Consider the following 23,994-nt stretch of genomic DNA (forward strand, 5'->3'; position numbering starts at 1 on the left):
GGGCAAGTGCATCCCGCCCTCAATCTTCGGCGGTCTTGCCCCCCATGTCGTCATCGCCGTCGTCTTCGCCGGCGCCATGGTCGACCAGATTGTCGGAAATGCGGCCACGGCTCAGGCGATCGACATCGTCCATGATTTCGTCCAGCACCGCCGTATCGGTCGTTTCCTGCGTTCGGCGCGAGGGCAGCGCGCCCTCCTCCAATATCTGTTCGAGCGCGGCGCGGCCACGGGCCACACGACTCTTGATCGTGCCGACCGCGACGCCGCAGATTTCCGCCGCTTCCTCATAGGCAAAGCCACCCGCGCCGACGAGGATCAGTGCCTCGTGTTGGGGCTGGGGCAATTGCAGTAGAGCGCGCTGCATGTCACTGAGTTCGACATGCTTGTCCTGGCCCGCGGGCGCGGCAAGCAGCCGGTCGGCCGTCAGGTCGTCCCAGTCGCCACGGAAGCGCGACCGGCGCATCTGCGAGAGATAATGGTTGCGCAGGATGATGAAGGTCCACGCACGCATATTGGTGCCGGCCTGGAAGCGAGCACGGGCGGCCCAGGCCTTGAGCAGGGTTTCCTGGACAAGATCGTCGGCGGTGTCGCGATTGCCCGACAGGGATCGCCCGAAGGCGCGCAGATGCGGAATGACTGCGGCGAGTTCACGCTTGAACTCGCCGTCCGACAGTGCCTCGCGCGGCGCCTGGTTCAGCCCTTCATCCACGGCAGCAACCCCCGTTTCGACTGTCGCCCTCGCTGCATGAACCGAAGTCGTCAAAGCCATATATGCATCCGCACCCTAGTTCGATTACCGCCAAAGGCCAATTCCCAAGATACCCCTAGAAACGCCCATTTTTCCCATTGCCTCACCGCAAGAGCACGAGCAGCATCACGATCACGGCCAGTGCGAGCGAAATGCCCAGCACATAGCGAACGACGTGCGGCGTCGCGCCGCCCCGTGCGTCCTGCGTCGAGATATGTTGCTCCTCGTCGGCCATCGGCCCTCTCCGAATCGTTACGCATATTTAACGCGTTAAGTCGGGGAGGGTTCCACCGGCCGTGACAAAGGATCGGCCGGCGGAAAAACAGGGTCAGGCCGGGGCGGTCGCCTCGTCGAAGAAAAGCGCCTGCGAGATCGCGGCCTTGACCGTCGAGCGCTGGAACGGCTTGGTGATGAGGAAGGTCGGCTCGGGCCGTTCGCCGGTCAGCAGCCGTTCGGGGAAGGCGGTGATGAAGATCACCGGCACCGAGAATTCGGCGAGAATGTCCTTCACCGCGTCGATGCCGCTCGAATCATCGGCCAGCTGGATATCGGCCAGCACCAGGCCGGGTCGCTCCGCCAGCGCCTCGCGCACCGCATCCTCGCGGGTCACGGCAATGGCAGTCACGTCATGGCCAAGGTCGCGCACGATCGTCTCGATATCCATCGCGATGATAGGCTCATCCTCGATGATGAGCACCTTGGCACGGGTCTGCGCCTCGATCTCCTCCAGCGCTTCCTCGACCAGGGCTTCGACATCGGCGGTGTCGAGACCGATCAGATAGCCGGCATCTTCCGTGGTGAAGCCTTCTAGCGCGGTCAGTAGCAGCGCCTGGCGCGGCAGCGGGGTCAGCCGTGCCAGGCGGGCATGGGCGATCGCCTCCTGCCCGATCGAGCCCGAGAAGCCGGGCTCGTCATCCAGGTGCGAGGACGACCAGATCGCATGGAAGGTCTTGTAGAGGCCAAGGCGAGGATCGACGCCGCTGGGAAACTCCTCCGGCGCGGCGACGATCGCTTCGAGCGTGGCGCGGACATAGGCATCGCCATGAGTCTGGCTGCCCGTGAGTGCGCGCGCATAGCGCCGCAAGAAAGGAAGATGGGGGTGCAGTTGCTGTCCAAGCGACATCGGTAAGTCTTCTCCCTGCCCTGTCGGGCCTGTTGTCCGAAACATCGGCTCCGCTGGAGGATGGGATGACGATGCCGCGCTGGCAACCCCCTCTCCCCCTGCCGCCGAATGACCGACGGTGCAAAAAATGCTTCGAATGCCGGAACCATCGACACCAGGATTTGTTTCACTCTCGTTCGGTTTTTTCGACGGTAACGGCTTTTTGGTGAAATTTGCCCAGCTTGGTGAATTGACGCCGCTATGCGTTGCGGCGAAATAGCGGGCAGGCTGGCGTCACGGATTTAGCTTCAAAGGGGCTGATTTTGGTTTCTTCAACAACGGAACGGGACAGGATGGGAGGGGATATTGACGTCGGCACGACCATCCGCGACCGCGACATGAAGACTGCGCCCGAACCACGCAAGCGCCGCACGGCCGCGAAAAAGGACGAGGCCCAGGTGTCCCAGGTGCTCAAGTCCGTCTATCAGCGCACGGTCGACGAAGATATTCCCGCCGAAATGCTGGACCTGCTCAGCAAACTGGACTGATCAACGCTGGTCGGGGCGGCATTTCCCTGCCGCCCATACAAGGACCCTCTCGATCCCCCATGACCATGTTCGGCGTCTATCTCCGGTCCACCGGCGTCAAGATGTTCCTCATCCTGACGCTCGCGCTACTGCCGCTGGGGCTGATCGCGCTGGTCGCGTCGCTGCAGGCGATTCGCACCGCCGACCTGGAGAAGGAGGCGTTGTTGCGCGTCGCCGTAACGCAGAGCGCGCGCAAGTTGACCGCCGATCTCAACGCCGATCGCACCGCGCTGGGCCTGACCGTCAACGCGCTGGCCGATGGCAAGGCCGACGGCGAAATCTGCAACCGCCTCTCCTTCTTCCTCACCGCGCAGGACCGGAACGGCATCCGATTCTATATCTACGACCGATCTGGCAAGAAGCTGTGCGGATCGGCCACGCCGGAGCCGGCCGGCATTCCGCCCGCGCGCCGTTTCATCGGTCCGCGCGTCGAACTGCTGTCGTCCGGCGACTTCCTGCTGTCGCGCACTCACAGCCATGACAACCGCGTCGCGGCGCTGGCCTATTATTCGCGGCCGCATCTCGAAAGCGTCGCCGATCCCGCGACCGCGCTGCAGAACCGGCAACTGAGCCTGCGCCAGGGCGAGCGGCAGATGATCGTCAGCCGCCCCGGCAGCCGGATCGACGGCCATAGCAGCAGCCTGTCCGCCCGACTCGACCCGCCCGACATATTGCTGACCATGACGGTACGCGAGCCGCCGGCGACGATCGCCCGATTGCTGTCGCTGTTCCTGCCGCTGGTGATGTGGTTCGCGGCCGCCGCGATCGGCTGGTTCGTGGTCAATCGGCTGCTGATCCGCCCGTTGGTGCTGCTGCGGCGCCAGGTCGCCGCCTATCAGCCCGGCGAAGTGCTGGAACCATTGCGGCGCATCCGCACCCCCGCGCACGAAATCAGCGACCTGGGCGATACCTTTCGCGAGATCAGCGAGGATGTCGCCACGCATGAGGCGGAAATGGCCGCCGCGCTCGACACCCAGCGCAAGCTGACGCGCGAGGTGCATCATCGGGTCAAGAACAACCTGCAGATCATCGCCAGCCTGATCAGCCTGCATGCCCGGTCGGCGCATGAGCCCGAAGCGGTGTCGGCCTATGGATCGATCCAGCGCCGGGTCGATGCCCTGTCGGTTGTCCATCGCAACCATTTTGCCGAGCTGGAGGAAAATCGCGGCGTCGGCGTGCGTCCGCTGATCAGCGAATTGTCCGCCAGCCTGCGCGGCACCGCCCCGCATGAGGCGCGCCGTTTCGGCATCCAGATCGACAGCGACGATGATCTGCACATCAGCCAGGATGTCGCCGTCCCGGTCGCCTTCCTGGTGACCGAACTGGTCGAACTGGCGATGCTGTCCGATCCGCGCGCGACGATGCGGATCTCCGTGCATCTGGAGGCCGATCGCAACGACCGCGCCCTGTTGCAGATGGCGTCGCCCGCGCTGCGCGCCGGGCCGGAAATGACGCTGTTGCTGAACGAACGTTATGGCCGGGTGCTGACCGGCCTGTCGCGCCAGCTCCGCTCCCCGCTCGATCATGATGCCGAAGCGGGCCGCTACAGCATCGCGATCAGCGTCATTCCCTGAAAAAGCGTCAGACCCGCTGATAGTCGCGGCGGAAATCGGCCGTGAAGGTCGACAATGTGCCGGCCGCGATATTGTCGCGCAGGCCCTGCATCAGTTCCTGATAGAAGTGGATGTTATGCTGGGTCATCAGCATCGCGCCCAGCATTTCGCCCGACTTCACCAGATGATGGAGATAGGCGCGGCTCCAGGTCGCGCAGACCGGGCAGCCGCAACGCGGATCGAGCGGGCCCAGATCCTCGTTGAACTTGGCGTTGCGGATGTTGAGCGGGCCGGCCCAGGTGAAAGCCTGGCCATTGCGGCCCGACCGGGTCGGCAGCACGCAATCGAACATGTCGATGCCGCGCTCCACGGCGCCGACGATATCGTCGGGCTTGCCCACGCCCATCAGATAACGCGGCTTGTCCTGGGGCAGCATGTCGGGCGCGAAGTCGAGCGTGGCAAACATCGCTTCCTGCCCCTCGCCCACCGCCAGGCCGCCCACGGCATAGCCGTCAAAGCCGATCTCGATCAGCTTTTCCGCCGAAATCCTGCGCAATCCTTCGTTGAGCGAGCCCTGCTGGATACCGAACAGCGCCGCGCGCTCCGCATGGTCGCCGCCCGCGTCAAAGCCGTCGCGCGAGCGCTTGGCCCAGCGCATCGATCGCTCCATCGACCGGGCGGCCTCTTCATGGGTGCAGCCATTCTTGGTGCATTCGTCAAAGGCCATGACGATGTCGCTGTCGAGCAGTCGCTGGATTTCCATCGAGCGCTCGGGGCTGAGCATATGCTTGGACCCGTCGAGATGGCTGGAGAAGGCGACCCCCTCCTCGCTCATCTTGGTAAGGGCGCTGAGGCTCATCACCTGATAGCCGCCGCTGTCGGTCAGGATCGGCCGGTCCCAGCCCATGAAGCCGTGCAGTCCGCCCAGCCGTGCCATGCGTTCGGCGCCGGGGCGCAGCATCAGATGATAGGTGTTGCCCAGGATGATGTCGGCGCCGGTGGCACGCACTTCGGCCGGGCGCATCGCCTTGACGGTGGCGGCGGTGCCGACCGGCATGAAGGCGGGTGTGCGGATCTCGCCGCGGCGCATCTGGATCGCGCCGGTGCGGGCCTTGCCGTCGGTGGCGGCGATCGAGAAGGAAAAGCGGGGCTTGGTCATCGCCGCGCTCTAGGAGCGAACGCCCGCGCGCACAAGAGCAGCGCGGCGCGAGCGACGTTTCAGCCGGCCCGGCTGACGCCGTCGAACAGGGTCATCGCGTCGATGTCGAATCCCTCGACCCGGCGATAGCGGCCGATGAAGCGCAGGCAATCGGTGGACAGGCGCAAGGTCCAGGGCTGGCCCTGCGCATCCTGTAGCGTGAGTGTCACATTCTTACGGGCCGGAAGGCGATGCATGTCCATGCGATCGCTCTAATTAACAATGGTTAACAAAGGGCTGAGCAGACGGGCTAAAAAGGGAAAACGAAAATTTCTGTTGCGATATCGCAACAACAATCTCCATTTCGGCGCATTTACCGCGCTTTCCGGGCAACAGTTGCGGATAAAAATGGTTAATGATCTGTCAACTATTTGTCCCGCACTGCATCATGCGCGCCGACCGTCGAAGGTTCAGATTCAAGAGAAAAATGGGGCGCACATGATTGATTCAGGACGCTTTAGTGCAGCTGACGAGCGCGCGACCGAGGTCGAAGCGGCATTCGAGATCGAAAGCCTTGGCGAGGATGCCGTAACGTCGCCTCCCGCCCCTTCCCAACTGTTCGACCTGGGCCAGATCGACGTGCAGTGGGAGGCCGAATCCGAAATCCTCTGGGCGTTCATGACCCCGGCCAATCGCCCCAATTTCAGCATGACCATGCTGCGCGACGTCCGCTACTGGTATGCCGAGACCAAGCGGCTGTTCGATGCGGGCCAGTTGCCGGTCAAATATATGGTCGCAGGTTCCCGCTTCCCCGGCGTGTTCAACCTGGGCGGCGACCTCGAACTGTTCGCCGGCTGCATCGAGCGCGGCGACCTGCCCGGCCTGGTCCAATATGGCCATGCCTGCATCGACGTGGTCCATCGCACCTGGCGCAATGGCGACATGCCGGTGGTATCGATCGCGCTGGCGCAGGGCGATGCGCTGGGCGGCGGGTTCGAGGCGCTGCTCTGTTTCGACGTGGTGATCGCCGAGCGCAGCGCCCGTTTCGGTCTGCCGGAAATGCTGTTCGGCCTGTTCCCCGGCATGGGCGCCTATTCGATCCTGTCGCGCAAGCTGGGCCGGCTGGCAGCCGAGCGCATGATCCTGTCGGGCAAGGTCTTCACCGCGGAAGAGATGTTCGACATGGGCATCGTCCATACGCTTGTCGAGGATGGCGAGGGCGAAGCGGCGGTGCGCGATTTCGTCGCCCGCAATCGCCCGCATCATGCCGGCCATGTCGGCGTCTATGAAGCCGGGCGCCGGGTCGATCCGCTGCACCATGACGAACTGAAGGATATTGTCGAGAATTGGGCCGCTTCGGCGCTCAAGACCGACCTCAAGGATATCCGCATGATGCGCCGGCTGGCGTCGGCGCAGACGCGGCTGACCAAATAAGGATCAGGCCAGGCGGCGCTGGCGGATCAGCGCCGCCATGTCATGAACATCGGCCCTGTTGCGGTTGAGCAGGGCCTGCAACTCGCCGATCGGGACCGGCCGGCTGAGGACGAAGCCCTGGACGTTGGTGAAGCCGGTTTCGCGGGCGTAGCGCAACTGCTCCTCGGTCTCGATCCCCTCGGCCACCGTCTCCACCTCCAGCGCGCGGGCGAGATAGGCGACGGATTGGGCGATCGCCCGGTCGCGGGGATTTTCGCCGACGCCGCGCATGAAGCTCTGATCGACCTTGATCGTGTCGAACTCATGGGTGCGCAAGGCGCCCAGCGAGGAATAGCCGGTGCCGAAATCGTCGAGCGCCAGGCGCAAGCCGATACGGCGCAATTCGCTCAGGATCAGATGGGTGCGGCGGTCATCTTCCAAGAAGATGGATTCGGTGACTTCCAGCTCCAGCCGGCGCGCCTTGAGCCCCGACTGGAGCAGCGCGGAAATGACCGCGCGCGGCAGGCCATCGGTCTTGATGAGTGCGGGCGAAATGTTGACCGCGACCCGAATATCCTCGTCCCAGCCCATCGCGTCGCGGCACGCCTGGGCCAGCGCCCAGTTGGTCATCGGCTCGATCAGGGCCGAGCTTTCGGCGATCGGGATGAACTCGGCCGGGGAAATCCAGCCCAGTTCGGGATGCTGCCAGCGCATCAGCGCCTCGCAGATGGTGATCCGGCCAGTCTCGGTATCGAAGATCGGCTGATAATGAAGTTGCAGCTCGCCATTGGCGAGCGCGCTGCGCAGCCCGGTCTCCAGTTCATAGGTGCGGTTCTGCCGCTCCTTCATGGTCCAGTCGAACTGGGCATGGCGGTTTCGGCCGGCATGCTTGGCCTTGTAGAGCGCCAGATCGGCATGCTGCAGCAGTTCGTCGCCATCGGCGCCATCTTCCGGCGCAACGGCGATGCCCATCGAGGCGGAAATACTCAGATGATGGCCGCCAACCTCGAAATCGCCGGCCAGAATGCGGGTGATGTCGCCCGCAATCACTTCGGCCTGGATGCGGCTGACGCCGGGGCAGATCAGCACGAACTCGTCGCCGCCGAAGCGCGCGACATGGCCGCGCCGGTCGAGCGCACGGGTCAGCCGTTCGGCCACCTGGCACAGAAGCTGGTCGCCGACGATATGGCCCAGCGTGTCGTTGATTTCCTTGAACCGGTCGAGGTCCATCCACAGGACGGCGGTCTGATCCGCATCGGAAATGCGATTGTCGAACAGGTCGCGCAGCCGCATCTGCATCGCCATGCGGTTTTCCACCCCGGTCAGGCTGTCATAGCGGGCCAGCCGCTCGAACTTGATCGCAAGGTTGCTCTTCTCCTGCTTGCCCTGCATCGCTTCCAGCACGATGCGGTGGGTGGTCTTGGTGATTTCCGCCATGGCGAAGATCATCAGGAAGCACAGGACACCGAGAACGACATAGCCGACGCCGCCGGCGATCAGCAGGCCGATGGAGGTCGGCAGCATGGTGAAGCAGGTCTGGCCGACCGCGACATGGACCCGGCCGGCATTGCGGCCGGAAATGCCGCCCGCATAGGAGGCGACCATGCCGACGGCCAGCACATGCAGGGTCGCATCCTGGCTGATCGTCAGCGTCGCGAGCGACTGAAGCCCGAGCAGCGCGGCATAGATCCAGGCGCCCATTTCATAGGCGACACCCCAGATCGGACGCGCCGGACCATCCTGATGCGCCAGCGCGCGCTGGAAATAGACGGCCGAAATGGAGCGACTGATTCCCACGATCAGGACCAGCGCGGCGATGATGTGCATGGTCAGGACATGGGCCTGCCAGGCGATCACGATACTGAGCGAACCTCCTGAAATCGCGCCAGAAAGCAGCGATGCCGGGGAGGCATAAAGCGCTTTGACGAGGCTGTCCTGCACCTCAGCATTCTGCTGGGTACGGGGCGCAAAGCGCGCGCGCAGGACTGCGCACAGATGGCGGACGAGGCGTGACACGTGCCAGCATAGTGGCGGATCAGCCTTGAGATTTGGTAAATCAGATGCCCACCAAAGCAGATCAATCCATGGCTTGCACCGCCCCGGTCGCATGGTAACGCGGCGCGACGATGCCCAATTATGGAGCCATGATGCACCCGCTCGACCGCCCTGTCTGGAACACACTGTGCAGCGGATGGTCCGATCGGGCCGAGGGAGACGAACGGGCGAAGCGAATCGGCCCGCTTTACGGTCCCTTTGGTGCCGCCGCCGATGACAGCGAAGCGGCCCGACATGCCCTGGCTGCCCTGGTGCCCGATGACGGCGAGCTGTGGCTGGTCGGGCCGGATGCCGAAACGCCGCCTGCGGGCGTCACCGTCATGCGCACCGCCCGACTGGCGCAGATGATCGCACCGACGATCACCCCTGCCCCACCCGCTGATTTTACCTGGCGCGTGCTGGAGGAAGCCGATGGCGCCACGATGCGCGATCTGGCGCTGCTGACCCGGCCGGGGCCGTTCCACCCACTCACCCATCGACTGGGCCGTTTCGTCGGCGTGCATGATGCGGATGGACGATTGATCGCGATGGCAGGCGAGCGGATGCGGATGCCGGGCTTTGCGGAGGTCAGCGGCGTCTGCACCCATCCCGATGCGCGCGGGCGCGGCTATGCCGGGGCGCTGATGCGGATCGTGATGCAGGCGATGCTGGACCGCGGCGAAACGCCCTTCCTCCACGCCTATGCCAGCCATGACCGGACGATCGCGCTCTATGAAACGCTGGGCTTTCAGGTGCGGGCGCTATTGCCGATGACGGTGATTTCAAGGAACCATTGACGGCATAGGCCGTCCCGATGGCTGTAGGACAGCAGAAACGACAGGCATGAAAAAGGCCGGTAGATCGCTCCACCGGCCCCTTTCTTGTCGCATGTGCGAGAACTTCGTTTCGGTCGCGACCGAATTAGAAGTCCATGCCGCCCATGCCGCCCATGCCACCCGGCATGGCGGGCATGGCGGGCTTGTCTTCGGGCAGTTCCGAAACCGCGGCTTCGGTGGTGATCAGCAGACCAGCAACCGAGGCAGCGTTCTGGAGCGCGGTGCGCACGACCTTGGTCGGGTCGATGACGCCAGCGGCAACCAGGTTTTCATAGGTGTCGGTCGACGCGTTGAAGCCGAACGAGGTGTCGGTCTGGTCGAGCAGCTTGCCCGAGACGACAGCACCGTCATGGCCGGCGTTGGCGGCGATCTGGCGAACCAGCGCGGTCAGCGACTTGCGGACGATGTCGATGCCGCGGGTCTGGTCGTCATTGGCGCCAGCGACGCCTTCAAGAACCTTGGTCGCGTAGAGCAGCGCGGTACCGCCACCGGGGACGATGCCTTCTTCGACGGCAGCGCGGGTCGCGTGCAGGGCGTCGTCGACGCGATCCTTGCGCTCCTTCACTTCGACTTCGGTCGCACCGCCAACCTTGATGACGGCAACGCCGCCAGCCAGCTTGGCCAGGCGTTCCTGCAGCTTTTCACGGTCATAGTCCGAAGTGGTGACTTCGATCTGCGCACGGATCTGCTCGGTACGGCCCTTGATCGAGTCGGCATCACCGGCGCCATCGACGATGGTGGTGTTGTCCTTGTCGATGGTGACGCGCTTGGCGGTGCCCAGCATGCCCAGGGTGACGTTTTCGAGCTTGATGCCCAGGTCTTCCGAGATCACTTCGCCCTTGGTCAGGACGGCGATGTCTTCCAGCATGGCCTTGCGGCGGTCGCCGAAGCCCGGTGCCTTGACCGCAGCAACCTTCAGGCCGCCGCGCAGCTTGTTGACGACCAGGGTCGCCAGCGCTTCGCCTTCAATGTCCTCGGCGATGATGAGGAGCGGACGGCCCGACTGCACCACGGCTTCCAGGATCGGCAGGATCGACTGCAGATTCGAGAGCTTCTTCTCGTGGATCAGGATGTACGGATCAGCCAGCTCGACAGCCATCTTTTCCGGGTTGGTGATGAAGTAGGGCGACAGGTAGCCGCGGTCGAACTGCATGCCTTCGACAACGTCCAGCTCGAAGTCGAGACCCTTGGCCTCTTCCACGGTGATGACGCCTTCCTTGCCGACCTTTTCCATGGCTTCGGCGATCTTCTCGCCGACTTCCTTGTCGCCATTGGCCGAGATGATGCCGACCTGGGCCACTTCGGCCGAACCGGCAACCGGCTTCGAACGCGACTGGATGTCCTCGACAACCTTGGCGACGGCGAGGTCGATGCCGCGCTTCAGGTCCATCGGGTTCATGCCGGCGGCAACCGACTTCATGCCTTCGCGCACGATGGCCTGAGCCAGAACGGTCGCGGTGGTGGTGCCGTCACCGGCGATGTCGTTGGTCTTCGAAGCGACTTCGCGGACCATCTGGGCGCCCATATTCTCGAACTTGTCCTTCAGTTCGATTTCCTTGGCGACGCTGACGCCGTCCTTGGTGATGCGGGGAGCGCCGAAGCTCTTGTCGATGACGACGTTGCGGCCCTTCGGGCCCAGGGTCACCTTGACCGCGTCGGCCAGGATGTCGACGCCGCGCAGGATGCGCTCACGAGCGTCACGCGAAAACTTTACGTCCTTCGCTGCCATGATCTAATTCCTTCGAAAAATAGGGAAAAATGGAAAACCGAAATTCTGCGGGTTGCTGTCGCTCAGGCGACGATACCCAGCCCGTCGCCTTTTTAGGCGACAATACCCAGAATATCCGATTCCTTCATGATGAGCAGGTCTTCACCGTCGACCTTGACTTCGGTGCCCGACCACTTGCCGAACAGCACGCGATCGCCGGCCTTGACGTCCAGCGGAGTGACCTTGCCGTCTTCGGCCTTCGAACCCGAACCGACGGAGACGATTTCGCCTTCCTGCGGCTTTTCCTTGGCGGTGTCGGGGATGATGATGCCACCGGCCGTCTTCGCTTCCGCTTCAATGCGGCGAACGAGAACGCGGTCATGCAACGGACGGAATGCCATGATGATTGCCTTTCCCTTTGTGCTGGGATGGGTCCGGCGCGGCCCGCAAGAGGAATGTCCCCGTGCGATATTGTGCCCCGCCTTGTCCTTCTCCCGATGAACTCTCTCATTGTTAGCACTCGCGGATAGAGAGTGCTAGCGGCATGCATATGGAAAAGTCGTTTCGCCGGTCAAGGGCGGGACGGGATAAAAATTTCGCCATCCCGATGGATCGGGGATCGATCGGGCAGGCACGCAGGCCATAGCGCAATCACCCTGCCCCGTCATGCCGGGCGCGACGGACCGCACGGGGATTGCGACGCGACAGGTGGCAGAATCGCGAAACGCGTCTGTCGAAGTTCACAGTGTAAACGGGGTTTCCGGACCTTTTGCACCGCCAACGCGCCGGGAACGCGTCGGCTATGCGCCTGTCGCGCCTCGGGGGTGTGGGGGTGCGGGTCAGTGGCGCGCGCCCGTCATGCGGCGGCGAGGCGACGGCAACGCGACACATAGGCCCCTGCCGCGCGCCGATAAGGCTACAGGCGAGGCAGCGGCGGCGATGCGGAGAAAGGCGCGGGTCCATCGCGCAGGGTAGATCAGAAATCGGGCATGTAGGACAGTATGGCGCGAAGCAGCCATTTGCTGGCGATGAAATTCTAGAGCATGATGCGCCCTATGATCCGATGGGCCAGCCCTCTTCTCGTCGTCGCCTTTTCCAGTTGCACGATGGCCGAAAAGGAATTGTCGCCCTGCTTTCAGGTTTCCGATCTGCAAGCAGGAGATCGCTTCGCAGGCGTGGTGATACTCGAAGCCACTCATGTTGGGCGCACAATCATGCTGCCATTAGCATGCGAGGGTGGCGGTCCTGCCCTGCTGCCTGAAGGTTACTCTCTTTCAAAGACCTCACGGAACGGGGACGGGCCAAGCAGCGCAGGCGCGCAATTTTACAGGGCCGAGGTTCAAGGTCATGTGATCAACCGTAAAGACGGCGACGGCATCGCTTTTGAAGTGACTCAAATAACCAACGTGGAAGGCACGTGGCCCAGATGGCTCAAGTCAGAGTATCGCGATCCATATTGAAGCGTTAGCGATCCATCCGCTTCCCGCCCAACTCCGTCACCCCAGCGGAAGCTGGGGTCTCAGGCGGTGACAGAAAGAGGCCAATCGTCTCGCGCTATCCGTTTATGTCTCGTGCGCCTGCCTGGGATGCCAGCCCCAACAAACAGGTTCGTAACGATAATTGCCAACATGGAGATTTTCCTGCTGTTGCAATGGTCGTTATCTCATCCCGATGGCATGAGAATCAATTGGAACAAGACGAGGAAACCAAAGCGCTATGGAGAAAGCGTCGACGAAACGTCCCACCGGCGCATCGCAAATCGTTGCAGGCTGGGCGCTTCTGGTAGCCAGTTGCGCGATGATCGTCAGCGGCCTGCTCATTCGCCCGCGCCCAGTGGCAGACTCTTTCGATCATGCGCGACAGGCGATGTATGAGATTCTCATGCCCGGCGGCTTTGTCAGCATCCTCTTGGCCTTCGCTCTATTATGTGTTGGCTGGATCATTCGGGCCATCTCCTTCCTGCCCGAGAGAAATGAAGTGAGAGCAGAACGGAACTAGCGCCCCATTTGCCCGGCGATTGCGGCATGTCCTTATTCATGTCGGGTCGGGAATCTTTGATGGCTGGGGCATCCCGCGCGCGCGTCACGGGTTGGACGGCGCATAAGCGATAAGAGGAGAGCGCCATGTCCTGTGCCACGATCGTCGCCGCCGTCGATGTCAACGCCCCGGACCTCGCCCGTGCCGCCATTGCCGGCGCGGCCGATGTGGCGGGGAACCAGGGCGTCGTCCATCTGCTCTATGTCCGCTATTATCTGCCGACCCGCTATTCCGAGCTGCTGGACGGCAGTTTCGACGAGAATGAGGAGCGCGATGCGCTGGCGGCGATGAAGACATGGGCGAGCGAGGCCGGGCTGGCGCCCGATCGCACCCATTTCCTGACCCGACGCGGGCGGGTGCGCGACGAGGTTCTGAGCGAGGCGGCGCGGCTGAAGGCCGACCTGGTGGTGATCGGATCGCATCAGCCCTCGCTCACGTCCAAGCTGCTGGGGTCCAATGCGTCGGCGATCATCCACCAGTCGCCGGTCAGCGTGCTGGTGGTACGGACGCAAGCACCCAAATAGCAGAAATAATCAACAGGGGTTGAGTGGCGCTCGGTTGCGGCGGGCGGGCGCCGTTCCTACCTGCCGGGCATCAGAGATTTATCGGAGCGATGCCCGCATGACCGACAGCTATACCCCGCCCGCCGTGTGGATTTGGGACAAGGATAAGGGCGGCGCCTTTGCCAATATCAACCGGCCGATCGCCGGCGCCACCCATGACAAGGCATTGCCGGTAGGCCCGCATCCGCTCCAGCTCTATTCGCTGGGCACGCCCAATGGGCAGAAGGTGACGATCCTGCTGGAGGAATTGCTGGAGGCGGGCGTCACGCAGGCCGAATATGATGCCTGGCTGATCCGCATCGGCGATGGCGACCAGTTCGGCAGCGGCTTTGTCGACGTCAATCCCAACAGCAAGATCCCCGCGTTGATGGACCATAGCGTGTCGCCGCCGCAGCGCGTGTTCGAATCCGGCGCGATCCTGCTCTATCTGGCCGAGAAGTTCGGCAAGTTCCTGCCGACCGATCCGGCCAAGCGCACCGCGGCGCTGAGCTGGCTGTTCTGGCAGATGGGCAGCGCGCCGATCCTGGGCGGCGGCTTTGGCCATTTCTTCGCCTATGCGCCGGAAAAATATGAATATCCGATCAACCGCTACACGATGGAAGTGAAGCGGCAGCTGGACGTGCTGGACCGGCATCTGGCAGAGAATGACTATCTGGCCGGCGACGAATATTCGATCGCCGATATTGCGGTGTGGCCCTGGTATGCGGGCGTGCTGCTGAACCGGGTCTATGGCGCGGCGGAGTTTCTGGACGCGGGCAGCTACAAGAATGTGCTGCGCTGGGCGAACCAGATCGATGCGCGCCCGGCGGTGAAGCGCGGGCGGATCGTCAACAAGACCAACGGGCCGCTGGAGGATCAACTGCACGAGCGGCATGACGCCGGCGACTTCGCCACGAAGACACAGGACAGACTGGAGGGGGTGGCTTAAACGGCCACCCCGCTCGTCATCGCGAGCGAAGCGTGGCGATCCATGGATTACTTCGCTCCGCTCGCAATGACGAAGGATCAATACCCCACGGTGAAGCGCTGGCGGCTATGTTTCGGCGTTTCGATCTCATCGGCGAGCGCGATGGCATAATCGGCATAGGAGATGCTGCTATTGCCCTCGCCATCGACCAGCAACTGGTCGGTGCCGAGGCGGAAATCCCCCTTGCGATCGCCGACGAAGAACAAAGCGGAGGGCGAGAGGAAGGTCCAGTCGAGATCCGCCACGCCGCGCAGATAGGCGAGGAAATCGCCGCCCCGGCCGGCTTCCGCCTTATAGGCTTCGGGAAATTCCGGCGTGTCGATCAGCTTGACGCCCGGCGCGACCTCCAGGCTACCGGCGCCGCCGACCACCAGATAGCGGGCCACGCCAGACGCGCGCACCGCGCCGACCAGCGACGCCGGATCGGTGTCGGCGAACATCACAGCGCTCACCACTGCATCATGGCCGGCGAGCAGCCCGCTGAGCGCGGCCGCATCATTGACATCGCCGGCGACGGCGGTGATGCCGGCGTCCTGCACGGCATTTTCGGGATGGCGCGAGATCGCCGTCACCTGATGGCCGCGACGGGCCAGTTCCGCGCTGATTTCCCGCCCCGCACGGCCGCTGCCGCCGATGATCGCGATCTTCATGTTCCATTCTCCATGGGTAGTTACCAATGGAAACCAGATAGCGATTAGGATATCATGGTCGCAAGAAGGCACTTTGCCATCACCTGGTTACGCCGAGGAAACCGCCTGCCATGACTGCGCCCACGCCCCTGCCCCGCACTGGCGACGTCTATGATCCCGATTGCCCGACCCGCCATGTGCTGGACCGGATCGGCGACAAATGGGCGGTGCTGGTGATGCTGACGTTGAAGGACGGACCGGTGCGGTTCAACGATCTGCGCCGGCGGATCGGCGCGATCTCGCAGAAGATGCTGTCGCAGACATTGAAGAGCCTGGAGCGGGACGGGCTGGTGAGCCGCGCCGCCTATGCCACGGTGCCGGTGACGGTGGAATATCGGCTGACCGAGATGGCGCAGGGGCTGATCGGCATATTGGACCAGATCACCCGCTGGGCCGAGGGCCATGTCGGCGCGATCATGGATGCGCGCCGGGCGCATGACGCGCGCGAGGTCGAGGCCGCCTAACCGGCCTGGGTGGCGCGCTGCCCCTGCGACACGGTGCGGTCACGCCACCAGCGGTTGATGCGGCGGGCGAGGGGACGCTCGACGCCATAGGTGAGCGCGCTCGCCAGCAGCAGCGAAGCAGCGGTCGCCAGAAGGAATCCGATCCAGGTCGACAGGCCGGCGCGGTCGACCTGGTTCATGATCGCCAGCCCGGCATTATGGTGGATGAGGTAGAGCGCGTAGCTGATCGCCCCCAGCCAGAGCAGCAGCCGATGGCGCAGGAAGGACAGCCAGCCGCGCAGCATCGCGGCGAAGATCACCATCACCAGCAGCGCCGCGACCAGATATTCGTGGCTATCGGCCCAGGCGACCGTCGCCAGCGCCGCCACGAAGAAGGGCGCCTGCTGGCCCCAGCGGCGATGGCCCGACCAGATGCGGTAGAAGAGCATGCCGATGATGAAGAAGGGGATATAGTCGAGCACCAGCAGCATGACGAGGCGGCTGGGCATGGCGTGCCAGCCGGCGATCGCGGCCTTGATCGCCAGCCAGCCGAGCAGCAGCCATTCGAGCCGGGCAAAGCCGCGCCCCATCCAGATCGCCAGCATGCAGCAATAGAAGGCGAGTTCGACCCCCAGCGTCCAGTAGACGCCGTCGACCGCGGGCAGATAGAAATAGCCCTGCAGCATCGTCATGTTGACCGGGATCACCCAGGCGGGCGGCAGCAACTGGCCGGCGCCGAGCAGCAGGACGATGCCGATCGAAAGCGCCATCGCCGCCCAATAGACCGGGAAAAGCCGGGCGAAGCGCTTGACCGCAAAATCGGCGGCGCTGCGCGTCCCTTCCAGCGAGAAGGCGATGACGAAGCCGGAAATCGCAAAGAAGAGCAGCACGCCATAGCCGCCATGTTCGAACAAGGGCGGCAGGCGATGGCCGTGCGGGAAGAGCTTGGGATAGATGTTGAAATAATGGAAGAGCAGCACGGAAAAGGCCGCGATGCCGCGCAACGCGTCCAGTTCCTGCAATCGCGTCCGACCCTGCCCCATCATGCCCCTGTCCTACGCCCCCACGCGATAAGATTGGGTAAATTTGCGTGAACGATAGCGCCCGCGTCGGGGCGCCGGCATCAATTGCCGTCGGCGTCGACCATGAACTGCATCGGCTTGCCGCGCGATTCCGGTTCCCAGCCGGCCGCCAGCGCCGCGCGCACGCCGCGGGCGACGATGGCGTCGTTGATCTGGAGCCGTCCGCGCGCCAGTCCCTTGAGCAGGCGCTTGGGTGGCGGAAATTCCAGCACGGCGCCGCGCTGCGTCCCCTGCTGCTGCAGGGCGACGGTCATGCCGCGCCAGCCATCGGCATCGCTCCATTGCGGTTCGCGCCGCACTTCCCAATCATAATGCGCGCCGTCGACCAGGACGGTGCCGCTGTTGTTGCTGTTTGACATGATGGTCGCCCTATAGAGCATAATCCATTCATTCTGAATGGATTATGCTCTACTTTCCTTTTATTTTCCGCATTTTCCGAGCCAGCAGATGATACCATCTGCTTCGAAAATGCTCTAGCCTGCCGCCCTGACGATGTCAGCCCAGTCTTGTTCGCTAATCACCTCGATGCCGAGCGCCGTCGCCTGTTTGAGCTTCGATCCCGCGCCAGGGCCGGCGACGACCAGGTCAGTCTTGGCGCTGACCGATCCCGCCGCCTTGGCGCCCAGGCGCTCTGCCTGCGCCTTGGCCTCGTCGCGGCTCATGGTTTCCAGCTTGCCGGTGAAGACGACGATCTTGCCGGTGACCGCGCTGGCGGTGGTCTCTACGACATAATCGGGCGGCGACACTTCGGAAAGAAGATCGTCCCATGCCTCGACATTATGGGGTTCGTGGAAGAAGTCGGCGAGCGCATGGCCGACGGCGGCGCCGACATTCTCGACCCCGATATGCTCGGCGATCGCCTTGTCCTTCTTGGCCTGCGTCTCATAATCCCGATCGCGCAGGGCGATGATCTCGTCCGCCAGGGTGCGCAGCGCGCGAAGCGTGGTGTAACGTTTCAGCAAATCGCGCGCGGTGACGGCGCCGACATGACGGATGCCCAGGCCGAACAGCAGCTTGGCGGCGTCGGGCGCGCGCTTCGCCTCGATCGCGGCAAGCAGATTGTCGACCGACTTTTCCTTCCAGCCCTCACGCCCCAACAATTCGCCAGCATGGGTGCGCAGGCGGAAAATGTCGGCCGGCTCCTTGATCCAGCCAAGATCGAGAAATTCCTCGATCGTCTTTTCGCCCAGCCCCTCTATATCGAGCGCGGCGCGGCTGACGAAATGGCGCAGTCGCTCGAACCGCTGGGCGGCGCAGATCAGCCCGCCGGTGCAGCGATAATCGACTTCCTCCTCCTCGCGCACTGCTTCCGATCCGCAGACGGGGCAGTGGGTGGGGAAGGGAAAGGGTTCGCGCACTTCGTCACGGGTGAGATTGTCGACCACCTGCGGGATGACGTCGCCGGCGCGCTGGACGACGATGCGGTCGCCCGGCCGCACGCCCAGCCGCTCGATCTCGTCGGCATTGTGGAGCGTGACGTTGGAGACGACGACGCCGCCGACCGTCACCGGGGTCAGGCGCCCGACCGGGGTCAGCTTGCCGGTGCGACCGACCTGGATGTCGATGGCCTCCAGCGTGGTCTGGGCGCGTTCGGCCGGGAATTTATGGGCGATCGCCCAGCGCGGCGCCTTGGCGACGAAGCCGAGCCGCTGCTGCCAGTCGAGCCGATCGACCTTGTAGACCACGCCGTCAATGTCGAAGGGCAGGTCGGCGCGCGCGCGCTCGATCGCGCGATAATGGGCCAGGATCGCGTCGATGCTGTCGACGCAGACCAGCATGTCGGACACCGGCAGGCCCCAGCTCGCGATCGCCTGCATCACGCCCAACTGGGTGTCGGCGGGCAGCGCGCTATGGGCGCCCCAGCCATGGGCGAGGAAGCGTAAGGGACGGCTGGCGGTGACGCTGGCGTCCTTCTGGCGCAGCGATCCGGCGGCGGCGTTGCGCGGATTGGCGAACTGGCGCGCCTTGTCGGCATCCTCCGCCTCGTCCAGCAGCCGCTGGTTGAGGGCGACGAAATCCGCCTTGGCCATATAGACCTCGCCCCGCACCTCGAACAGGTCGGGGATGGCTTCGCCGGTCAGACGCTGCGGGATGTCGGCGATGGTGCGGACATTGGCGGTCACATCCTCGCCCGTGGTGCCGTCGCCGCGGGTCGCGGCCAGCACCAGTTCGCCCTGCTCATAGCGCAGCGAACAGGACAGGCCATCGATCTTCGGCTCGGCAGTCATCGCCACCGGCGCATCTTCGGCCAGCGCCAGGAAGCGGCGGACACGGGCGGCGAATTCGGCGATGTCCTCGTCGGCAAAGCCATTGTCGAGGCTCATCATGCGCACGGCATGCGGCACCTTCTTGAGCGCCGAGGTGGCGGCGGCGCCGACCTGTGCATTGGGCGAGTCGGCGCGGATCAAATGCGGGAAGGCCGCTTCGAGCGCATTATTCTCGCGGATCAGCGCGTCATAGTCCGCATCGCTGATCTCCGGCGCGTCCTGGTCATGATAGAGGCGGTTATGCTTCGCCACCTCCCTGGCAAGGCGCATCAGGCGGTTGGCGGCTTCGGCTTCGGTAAGGCTGGCGGGATCGGTCATGGGGATGCCTTAGACTGCCAGCCCCTCATTGCGCTAGACCGTCGCGTCTTCCGGGAAGATATCCACAACCCTTATTTTGCAGACGATCGCCGCGTTGAAACTATCCATTTCCTCGGCCGGAATCCAATATTCCCGATGCGCACGGCCGCCGGCCTCCTGCACATCATAGTGATCGAGATAGTCCTTGCGGACATCAAACTCGGTCACAAAGCCGCTGCCGCTGGCCGGTACATTCCAGTCGCGCGCGATCTTGATGGCATAGTCACGGGTCGTGACGGGATAAAAGATCGGCTGTTCCGGCAGGCGCGGTGGGAAAGCGCGCATGGCCGTATCGCGGAGCAGTTCCAGTTCCGCCGGACCGACCGGGCGCCAAAGTGTGATGGTTTCCATCTCGCTCATATACCCGCCACCGGCACGGTTTCAAAATGCTGCGGGAAGCCGGCGATGATCGGGCGGGCCTTGGCGATGGCGGCGCGGACGGCGGGGAGTTTCAGCGAGGCGGCGTGGCTTTCGCGGCTGTCCCAGACTTCGGTGATCCAGAGCGCGTCGGGATTGGCGGTGTCGAGCGCCACGACATAGGAGAGGCAGCCGGGCATCGCGCCGATCGCATCCTTGAGATAGCCGACCAGTTCGTCGCGCTTGCCGGGCGTGCTGAGCATCTGACCGATCAGGCCGTAGCGCGGTGTCGCCTCCTGCGCGCCGGCGGGGATGGCCGTTGCGGCCAGCGTCGCGGCAGTGAGGCCGAGCATGTCTCTGCGATTATGGGTCATGCGGCTGTCCTATCCCCTCCGTTCGTCCTGAGCGAAGTCGAAGGACGCGCCGAGCGGAGCGAGGCGCCTTCGCTTCGCTCAGGTGAAGGCTTCGACTTCGCTCAGCCCGAACGGTATGTGAAACGCGCGAATTGGCAAGCCTCAAGCTTCCAGCAGCCGTTCCGCCTGTGCGCGCGCTTCGGCGGTAATTTCCGCGCCGGAGAGCATGCGGGCGATTTCCTCGCGGCGTTCGCCATCGCTGAGCGCGTGGACGCCGGTGCGGGTGACGGTACCGTCGCTCGATTTCGCGATCAGCATATGGCCGGTACCGCGCGCCGCGACCTGGGGGCTGTGGGTGACGACGAGGATCTGGTTGCTCTGCGCCAGGCGCGACAGGCGCTCACCGATCGCATCGGCCACCGCGCCGCCAACGCCCCGGTCGATCTCGTCGAAGATCAAGGTGTCGGCCCCGCCTTGCTCCGCCAGCGCGACCTTGAGCGCAAGGATGAAGCGGGAGAGTTCGCCGCCCGAGGCGATCTTGGCGAGCGGCGCGAAGGGCGCGCCGGGATTGGTCGAAATCTCGAACTCGACCCGGTCCATGCCGGCGCCGCTCCATTGCCCTTCATCCAGTGGCGCAACGACGGTGCGGAAGCGGGCGGCGTCCAGCTTCAGCGGCGCCAGTTCGCCCGCGACCGCCGCATCGAGCCGGCCGGCGGCAAGCTGGCGCTCGGCCGACAGCGCCTGGGCAGCGGCGCGATAGGTTGCCGCCCTGCGCGCCACATCGGCTTCGAGCGCGGCGATATGCTCCTCCCCACCCTCGATCGCGGCGAGGCGCACGACCATCTCGTCGCGCAGCGCGGCGAGATCGTCGGGCGCGACCTGATGCTTGCGGGCCAGGCCGCGCAGGTCGAACAGCCGGGTCTCGATCGCATCCAGCCGGGCGGGGTCGAAGCTCAGCGCCTCGGCCGCCTCGGCAAGCTTGTCCTCCGCCTCGCCCGCTTCGATCACGGCGCGGTCCAGCGCTTCCAGCACGGCGGAGAGCGGTTCATATTCGCCTGCGATCCGGTCGAGCCGGCGGGCGGCCTGGCGCAACTGGGCAAGACCGCCATCCGAGCCGGTCAGGCAATCGGTGACGGCGGACAGATCGTCGGACAGGCGCGCGCCCTTCTGCATGGTCGCGCGCTCCTCCGCCAGGGTCGCTTCCTCGCCGGCTTCGGGCGCGAATTTCGACAGTTCGGCGACGGCATGGTCGAGATAGTCGCGATCGCGCGCGGCATTGGCGACGGTGTCGCGCGCCTGTGCCAGATCGGCGGCGGCGGCGCGCCAGGCGGCATGAGCGGTGGCGACCGCCTCCGCCTCGCAACGGCCATAGGTGTCGAGCAGGGCGCGGTGGCCGCGGGCGTTGAGCAGGCCGCGATCGTCATGCTGGCCGTGGATTTCGACCAGCGCGCCGCCCAGATCGCGCAGCAGCGCCGCGGAACAGGCCTGGTCGTTGATGAAGGCGCGGCTGCCGCCATCGGCCTTGACCGTGCGGCGGATCAGCAGCGGTTCGCCGGCTTCGATCTCGATGCCATTGTCGGCCAGCAGCAGCGCGGCGCGATGACCGGCGGGCGGCGGATCGAAGCTGGCGGTGACGCTGGCCTGCGCCTCCCCTGCCCGGACCAAGCCGCTATCGGCGCGGACGCCGAGCGCCAGCCCCAGCGAATCGAGCAGGATCGACTTGCCCGCGCCGGTTTCACCGGTAAGGACGGACAGGCCGGCGCCGAACTCCAGGTCCAGCGCCTCGATCAGCACGACATTGCGGATGGCAAGCGAGGTCAGCATCGCGCCTGTCTACCTGCCATCGCACAAAAGGGGAACAAATAAAGCGTGCGCCTCAGCTCTTGACCGGATGCTGCTGCATCAGCTTGTAGCTGCGCTCATACCATTTGGTGCCGGGATAGTTACGACCCAGCACGGCAGCGGCCTTCTGCGCTTCGGCCGGGATGCCGAGCGAGAGATAGGATTCGACCAGACGCTCCAGCGCTTCGGGCGTGTGGGTGGTGGTCTGGAACTTGTCGATCACGGTGCGGAAGCGCAGCGTGGCGGCGAGCCACTGGCCCCGGCGCTGGTAGAAGCGGCCCAGCTCCATTTCCTTGCCGGCAAGGTGGTCATTCACCAGGTCGACCTTCAGACGGGCGTCGGCGGCATAGCGGGTGTCGGGATAGCGGCGGATCAGTTCGCCCAGCGCATCCATCGCCTGCTGCGTGATCTTCTGGTCGCGGGTGACGTCGGCAATCTGCTCATAATAGCACAGCGCGATCAGATAATAAGCGTAGGGCGCGTCCTTGTTGCCGGTGTGGATCGACAGGAAGCGCTGCGAGGCCGCGATCGATTCCGGATAGTCGCGGTTCATATAATAGCTGAATGCCGACATGAGCTGCGCGCGGCGGGCCCAGGGCGAATAGGGATGCTGGCGCTCGACCTCATCGAACAGCGCGGCGGCGAGCTTGTACTGGCCGCGATCGAGGCGGGCCTTGCCGCTGTTGTAGAGGGTCGACACGTCGCGGGCGACGTAGAGGGTGTCAGCCTTGTTCTTCGATGTGGAGCAGCCGGTCAGCACAGGCGAGGCGATCAGGACCAGAGTGGTGGCCGCGCCGATGCGCGTCAGGGTTTTCGTCAGCATGCGCCGGGTCATAGCCGAGCGGATCGCCGTCGCCAAGCGCCAGAATGTTGCAGAACGTTAAGCCGTGTCAGCGCGTCTGTTGCGGCAGGTCGAGGCAGGCCATGGCGCCGCCATCCGGCGCCGGTTCCAGCCGGAAGCGGCCGCCCAGCTGCTGCGCCAGCGCGACGGCGATGCGCAGGCCGATGCTGGTCGGCCCGTCGGGCATGGTCCCGTCCGGCAGGCCGCGCCCATCGTCGACGATGCGCAGGTGGAGCGCGCCGTCCGCCTGCTGCTCCAGCGTCACCGCGACGCGGCCGGCACGATCGGGCAGGCCATGTTCGATCGCGTTGCTGACCGACTCCGCCACGATCAGCGCCAGCGGCACGATGACATCGGGTTCCAGCGACAGGCCATCGGGCGCGCAGATGGTGCAATCGATATCGGTGCGACCGGAGGCATCGACGATATCGGCGCAGAGCATGACCATGAAGCCACGCAGATCCTGCCCCTGCCCCGACGGATCATAGAGGGCGCGGCTGATCTTGCCGATCAGGGCGAGGCGCGCGGCGGCATCGTCGAGCGCGCGACGGGCGACATCATTGTCGATCTGGCGCCGCTGGAGCGAGAGCATGGCGGCCACCACCTGAAGATTGTTCGATACGCGGTGCTGGAGTTCGCGGAACAATAATTCGCGATTCTCGGCCAGGGCGCGGCTGCGCTCCCGCTCCACCGCCAGGTTGAAATTGGCCCGCTGCATGAAGTGGATGAGCAATATGTCGACGGCCACGACCATCGTGTAGAAGACCAGCGCCATGGCGACGCCGGGGTTGAAGGCCAGCGCATAGGCAGGCGGGATGAAGCAATACCAGGACAGCAGCCCGCCGATCACGGCGGCAAAGATGCCCGGACGCACCCCGAACAGGAAGGAGGAGAGGATGACCGCCGGGAAGAAGGTGACGAAGGGATAGCCGACCGGCAGCAGCGTCTCGGCAGCGACGCGCGCCAGCCAGGCGAGCATGCACAGCAGCAGGCTCAGGGCATAGCCATAGACCGGTCTTGGAAGCACGAGCGGCAGGCGCTCGACAAACCGCTCATTCCTGCGTTGCATGGATATTC

General features: G+C 64.4%; 26 protein-coding genes. 9 read left to right on the top strand and 17 right to left on the bottom strand.

All coding sequences use genetic code 11. From position 1 onward, the window contains the following. Positions 1 to 19: 19 nt before the first annotated feature. The 3 genes from N6H05_RS21620 to N6H05_RS21630 all read right to left on the bottom strand — a co-directional run bounded on the left by N6H05_RS21620 (position 20) and on the right by N6H05_RS21630 (position 1,871). Positions 20 to 769: a sigma-70 family RNA polymerase sigma factor gene (locus tag N6H05_RS21620; protein ID WP_502958947.1), complete on the bottom strand. Its 750-nt coding sequence runs from the start codon at positions 767 to 769 to the stop codon at positions 20 to 22. Positions 770 to 851: 82 nt separating this feature from the next. Beyond that, a complete protein-coding gene (locus N6H05_RS21625) occupies positions 852 to 983 on the bottom strand; it encodes a hypothetical protein (protein ID WP_284111626.1) in 132 nt (43 codons plus the stop codon). A 93-nt stretch (positions 984 to 1,076) separates the two neighbouring features. After that, complete coding sequence (locus N6H05_RS21630) at positions 1,077 to 1,871, bottom strand: response regulator (RefSeq protein WP_004211315.1); 795 nt, start codon at positions 1,869 to 1,871, stop codon at positions 1,077 to 1,079. 332 nt (positions 1,872 to 2,203) lie between these two features. Here N6H05_RS21630 and N6H05_RS21635 point away from each other — a divergent pair, with 332 nt between their 5' ends. Both N6H05_RS21635 and N6H05_RS21640 read left to right on the top strand, forming a co-directional pair. Continuing rightward, entirely contained in the window at positions 2,204 to 2,398 is a 195-nt protein-coding gene (locus tag N6H05_RS21635; RefSeq protein ID WP_004211312.1) for a NepR family anti-sigma factor, read from the top strand. A 59-nt stretch (positions 2,399 to 2,457) separates the two neighbouring features. Continuing rightward, positions 2,458 to 4,011, top strand: a complete 1,554-nt coding sequence (locus N6H05_RS21640; RefSeq protein WP_284111628.1) for a sensor histidine kinase — start codon at positions 2,458 to 2,460, stop codon at positions 4,009 to 4,011. Positions 4,012 to 4,018: 7 nt separating this feature from the next. Here N6H05_RS21640 and tgt read toward each other — a convergent pair whose 3' ends face one another. Both tgt and N6H05_RS21650 read right to left on the bottom strand, forming a co-directional pair. Beyond that, entirely contained in the window at positions 4,019 to 5,149 is a 1,131-nt protein-coding gene (gene tgt / locus N6H05_RS21645; RefSeq protein ID WP_284111630.1) for a tRNA guanosine(34) transglycosylase Tgt, read from the bottom strand. 59 nt (positions 5,150 to 5,208) lie between these two features. Next, complete coding sequence (locus N6H05_RS21650) at positions 5,209 to 5,391, bottom strand: hypothetical protein (protein WP_284111631.1); 183 nt, start codon at positions 5,389 to 5,391, stop codon at positions 5,209 to 5,211. A gap of 235 nt (positions 5,392 to 5,626) precedes the next feature. Here N6H05_RS21650 and N6H05_RS21655 point away from each other — a divergent pair, with 235 nt between their 5' ends. Further along, positions 5,627 to 6,562, top strand: a complete 936-nt coding sequence (locus tag N6H05_RS21655) for a crotonase/enoyl-CoA hydratase family protein (protein WP_284111632.1) — start codon at positions 5,627 to 5,629, stop codon at positions 6,560 to 6,562. A 3-nt stretch (positions 6,563 to 6,565) separates the two neighbouring features. On the opposite strand, the gene N6H05_RS21660 is transcribed toward N6H05_RS21655, so the two are convergent. After that, positions 6,566 to 8,557: a putative bifunctional diguanylate cyclase/phosphodiesterase gene (locus N6H05_RS21660; protein ID WP_284111633.1), complete on the bottom strand. Its 1,992-nt coding sequence runs from the start codon at positions 8,555 to 8,557 to the stop codon at positions 6,566 to 6,568. Positions 8,558 to 8,688: 131 nt separating this feature from the next. Between N6H05_RS21660 and N6H05_RS21665 the strand changes: the two genes are divergently transcribed. Then, a complete protein-coding gene (locus N6H05_RS21665; RefSeq protein WP_284114293.1) occupies positions 8,689 to 9,372 on the top strand; it encodes a GNAT family N-acetyltransferase in 684 nt (227 codons plus the stop codon). Positions 9,373 to 9,496: 124 nt separating this feature from the next. On the opposite strand, the gene groL is transcribed toward N6H05_RS21665, so the two are convergent. Next, the gene (gene groL, locus N6H05_RS21670; RefSeq protein ID WP_004211302.1) at positions 9,497 to 11,140 is read right to left on the bottom strand and encodes a chaperonin GroEL; all 1,644 of its coding nucleotides are present in this window, start codon (positions 11,138 to 11,140) and stop codon (positions 9,497 to 9,499) included. Between the two features lie 92 nt (positions 11,141 to 11,232). Further along, positions 11,233 to 11,520, bottom strand: coding sequence for a co-chaperone GroES (gene groES, locus N6H05_RS21675; protein ID WP_004211301.1), 288 nt, complete (start codon positions 11,518 to 11,520; stop codon positions 11,233 to 11,235). A 654-nt stretch (positions 11,521 to 12,174) separates the two neighbouring features. On the opposite strand from groES, the gene N6H05_RS21680 reads away from it, so the two are divergent. From N6H05_RS21680 to yghU, 4 genes are all read left to right on the top strand, one after another. Then, positions 12,175 to 12,579 carry a hypothetical protein gene (locus N6H05_RS21680; protein ID WP_284111634.1) on the top strand — a complete coding sequence of 135 codons (405 nt, stop codon included), beginning with the start codon at positions 12,175 to 12,177 and terminating at the stop codon, positions 12,577 to 12,579. 256 nt (positions 12,580 to 12,835) lie between these two features. Continuing rightward, positions 12,836 to 13,117, top strand: coding sequence for a hypothetical protein (locus N6H05_RS21685; protein ID WP_284111636.1), 282 nt, complete (start codon positions 12,836 to 12,838; stop codon positions 13,115 to 13,117). A gap of 125 nt (positions 13,118 to 13,242) precedes the next feature. Continuing rightward, positions 13,243 to 13,680, top strand: coding sequence for a universal stress protein (locus tag N6H05_RS21690; protein ID WP_284111637.1), 438 nt, complete (start codon positions 13,243 to 13,245; stop codon positions 13,678 to 13,680). A gap of 97 nt (positions 13,681 to 13,777) precedes the next feature. Beyond that, the gene (gene yghU, locus N6H05_RS21695; RefSeq protein ID WP_284111638.1) at positions 13,778 to 14,647 is read left to right on the top strand and encodes a glutathione-dependent disulfide-bond oxidoreductase; all 870 of its coding nucleotides are present in this window, start codon (positions 13,778 to 13,780) and stop codon (positions 14,645 to 14,647) included. A 77-nt stretch (positions 14,648 to 14,724) separates the two neighbouring features. Here yghU and N6H05_RS21700 read toward each other — a convergent pair whose 3' ends face one another. Then, complete coding sequence (locus N6H05_RS21700; protein WP_284111639.1) at positions 14,725 to 15,336, bottom strand: NAD(P)-dependent oxidoreductase; 612 nt, start codon at positions 15,334 to 15,336, stop codon at positions 14,725 to 14,727. A 110-nt stretch (positions 15,337 to 15,446) separates the two neighbouring features. Between N6H05_RS21700 and N6H05_RS21705 the strand changes: the two genes are divergently transcribed. Beyond that, a complete protein-coding gene (locus tag N6H05_RS21705; protein WP_284111640.1) occupies positions 15,447 to 15,839 on the top strand; it encodes a winged helix-turn-helix transcriptional regulator in 393 nt (130 codons plus the stop codon). On the opposite strand, the gene N6H05_RS21710 is transcribed toward N6H05_RS21705, so the two are convergent. The 8 genes from N6H05_RS21710 to N6H05_RS21745 form a co-directional block, all read right to left on the bottom strand. Continuing rightward, positions 15,836 to 16,864, bottom strand: coding sequence for an acyltransferase family protein (locus N6H05_RS21710; RefSeq protein WP_284111642.1), 1,029 nt, complete (start codon positions 16,862 to 16,864; stop codon positions 15,836 to 15,838). The genes N6H05_RS21705 and N6H05_RS21710 overlap by 4 nt on opposite strands. A 77-nt stretch (positions 16,865 to 16,941) precedes the next feature. Continuing rightward, on the bottom strand, positions 16,942 to 17,259 hold the full coding sequence (locus N6H05_RS21715; protein WP_004211293.1) for a hypothetical protein: 318 nt from the start codon (positions 17,257 to 17,259) through the stop codon (positions 16,942 to 16,944). A 114-nt stretch (positions 17,260 to 17,373) separates the two neighbouring features. Continuing rightward, entirely contained in the window at positions 17,374 to 19,485 is a 2,112-nt protein-coding gene (ligA, locus tag N6H05_RS21720) for an NAD-dependent DNA ligase LigA (protein ID WP_284111643.1), read from the bottom strand. Between the two features lie 33 nt (positions 19,486 to 19,518). Continuing rightward, positions 19,519 to 19,884: a hypothetical protein gene (locus tag N6H05_RS21725; protein WP_284111644.1), complete on the bottom strand. Its 366-nt coding sequence runs from the start codon at positions 19,882 to 19,884 to the stop codon at positions 19,519 to 19,521. Then, complete coding sequence (locus tag N6H05_RS21730) at positions 19,881 to 20,255, bottom strand: putative quinol monooxygenase (RefSeq protein ID WP_284111645.1); 375 nt, start codon at positions 20,253 to 20,255, stop codon at positions 19,881 to 19,883. Before N6H05_RS21730 ends, N6H05_RS21725 begins: the two co-directional genes overlap by 4 nt. A gap of 141 nt (positions 20,256 to 20,396) precedes the next feature. Further along, a complete protein-coding gene (recN, locus tag N6H05_RS21735) occupies positions 20,397 to 22,058 on the bottom strand; it encodes a DNA repair protein RecN (protein ID WP_284111646.1) in 1,662 nt (553 codons plus the stop codon). Positions 22,059 to 22,110: 52 nt separating this feature from the next. After that, a complete protein-coding gene (locus N6H05_RS21740; protein ID WP_037492082.1) occupies positions 22,111 to 22,899 on the bottom strand; it encodes an outer membrane protein assembly factor BamD in 789 nt (262 codons plus the stop codon). Between the two features lie 67 nt (positions 22,900 to 22,966). Continuing rightward, positions 22,967 to 23,986 carry a sensor histidine kinase gene (locus tag N6H05_RS21745; RefSeq protein ID WP_284111648.1) on the bottom strand — a complete coding sequence of 340 codons (1,020 nt, stop codon included), beginning with the start codon at positions 23,984 to 23,986 and terminating at the stop codon, positions 22,967 to 22,969. Positions 23,987 to 23,994: the final 8 nt, after the last annotated feature.

It is taken from the genome of Sphingobium sp. WTD-1, assembly GCF_030128825.1.
Classification (GTDB): Bacteria; Pseudomonadota; Alphaproteobacteria; order Sphingomonadales; family Sphingomonadaceae; genus Sphingobium.

What these genes read in the sequence shown, in the direction of transcription:
- N6H05_RS21620 (WP_502958947.1), bottom strand. Translation starts at nt 769, where the DNA reads ATGGCTTTGACGACTTCGGTTCATGCAGCGAGGGCGACAGTCGAAACG.
- N6H05_RS21625 (WP_284111626.1), bottom strand. Translation starts at nt 983, where the DNA reads ATGGCCGACGAGGAGCAACATATCTCGACGCAGGACGCACGGGGCGGC.
- N6H05_RS21630 (WP_004211315.1), bottom strand. Translation starts at nt 1,871, where the DNA reads ATGTCGCTTGGACAGCAACTGCACCCCCATCTTCCTTTCTTGCGGCGC.
- N6H05_RS21635 (WP_004211312.1), top strand. Translation starts at nt 2,204, where the DNA reads ATGGGAGGGGATATTGACGTCGGCACGACCATCCGCGACCGCGACATG.
- N6H05_RS21640 (WP_284111628.1), top strand. Translation starts at nt 2,458, where the DNA reads ATGACCATGTTCGGCGTCTATCTCCGGTCCACCGGCGTCAAGATGTTC.
- tgt (WP_284111630.1), bottom strand. Translation starts at nt 5,149, where the DNA reads ATGACCAAGCCCCGCTTTTCCTTCTCGATCGCCGCCACCGACGGCAAG.
- N6H05_RS21650 (WP_284111631.1), bottom strand. Translation starts at nt 5,391, where the DNA reads ATGGACATGCATCGCCTTCCGGCCCGTAAGAATGTGACACTCACGCTA.
- N6H05_RS21655 (WP_284111632.1), top strand. Translation starts at nt 5,627, where the DNA reads ATGATTGATTCAGGACGCTTTAGTGCAGCTGACGAGCGCGCGACCGAG.
- N6H05_RS21665 (WP_284114293.1), top strand. Translation starts at nt 8,689, where the DNA reads ATGCACCCGCTCGACCGCCCTGTCTGGAACACACTGTGCAGCGGATGG.
- groL (WP_004211302.1), bottom strand. Translation starts at nt 11,140, where the DNA reads ATGGCAGCGAAGGACGTAAAGTTTTCGCGTGACGCTCGTGAGCGCATC.
- groES (WP_004211301.1), bottom strand. Translation starts at nt 11,520, where the DNA reads ATGGCATTCCGTCCGTTGCATGACCGCGTTCTCGTTCGCCGCATTGAA.
- N6H05_RS21680 (WP_284111634.1), top strand. Translation starts at nt 12,175, where the DNA reads ATGATCCGATGGGCCAGCCCTCTTCTCGTCGTCGCCTTTTCCAGTTGC.
- N6H05_RS21685 (WP_284111636.1), top strand. Translation starts at nt 12,836, where the DNA reads ATGGAGAAAGCGTCGACGAAACGTCCCACCGGCGCATCGCAAATCGTT.
- N6H05_RS21690 (WP_284111637.1), top strand. Translation starts at nt 13,243, where the DNA reads ATGTCCTGTGCCACGATCGTCGCCGCCGTCGATGTCAACGCCCCGGAC.
- yghU (WP_284111638.1), top strand. Translation starts at nt 13,778, where the DNA reads ATGACCGACAGCTATACCCCGCCCGCCGTGTGGATTTGGGACAAGGAT.
- N6H05_RS21700 (WP_284111639.1), bottom strand. Translation starts at nt 15,336, where the DNA reads ATGAAGATCGCGATCATCGGCGGCAGCGGCCGTGCGGGGCGGGAAATC.
- N6H05_RS21705 (WP_284111640.1), top strand. Translation starts at nt 15,447, where the DNA reads ATGACTGCGCCCACGCCCCTGCCCCGCACTGGCGACGTCTATGATCCC.
- N6H05_RS21710 (WP_284111642.1), bottom strand. Translation starts at nt 16,864, where the DNA reads ATGATGGGGCAGGGTCGGACGCGATTGCAGGAACTGGACGCGTTGCGC.
- N6H05_RS21715 (WP_004211293.1), bottom strand. Translation starts at nt 17,259, where the DNA reads ATGTCAAACAGCAACAACAGCGGCACCGTCCTGGTCGACGGCGCGCAT.
- ligA (WP_284111643.1), bottom strand. Translation starts at nt 19,485, where the DNA reads ATGACCGATCCCGCCAGCCTTACCGAAGCCGAAGCCGCCAACCGCCTG.
- N6H05_RS21725 (WP_284111644.1), bottom strand. Translation starts at nt 19,884, where the DNA reads ATGAGCGAGATGGAAACCATCACACTTTGGCGCCCGGTCGGTCCGGCG.
- N6H05_RS21730 (WP_284111645.1), bottom strand. Translation starts at nt 20,255, where the DNA reads ATGACCCATAATCGCAGAGACATGCTCGGCCTCACTGCCGCGACGCTG.
- recN (WP_284111646.1), bottom strand. Translation starts at nt 22,058, where the DNA reads ATGCTGACCTCGCTTGCCATCCGCAATGTCGTGCTGATCGAGGCGCTG.
- N6H05_RS21740 (WP_037492082.1), bottom strand. Translation starts at nt 22,899, where the DNA reads ATGCTGACGAAAACCCTGACGCGCATCGGCGCGGCCACCACTCTGGTC.
- N6H05_RS21745 (WP_284111648.1), bottom strand. Translation starts at nt 23,986, where the DNA reads ATGCAACGCAGGAATGAGCGGTTTGTCGAGCGCCTGCCGCTCGTGCTT.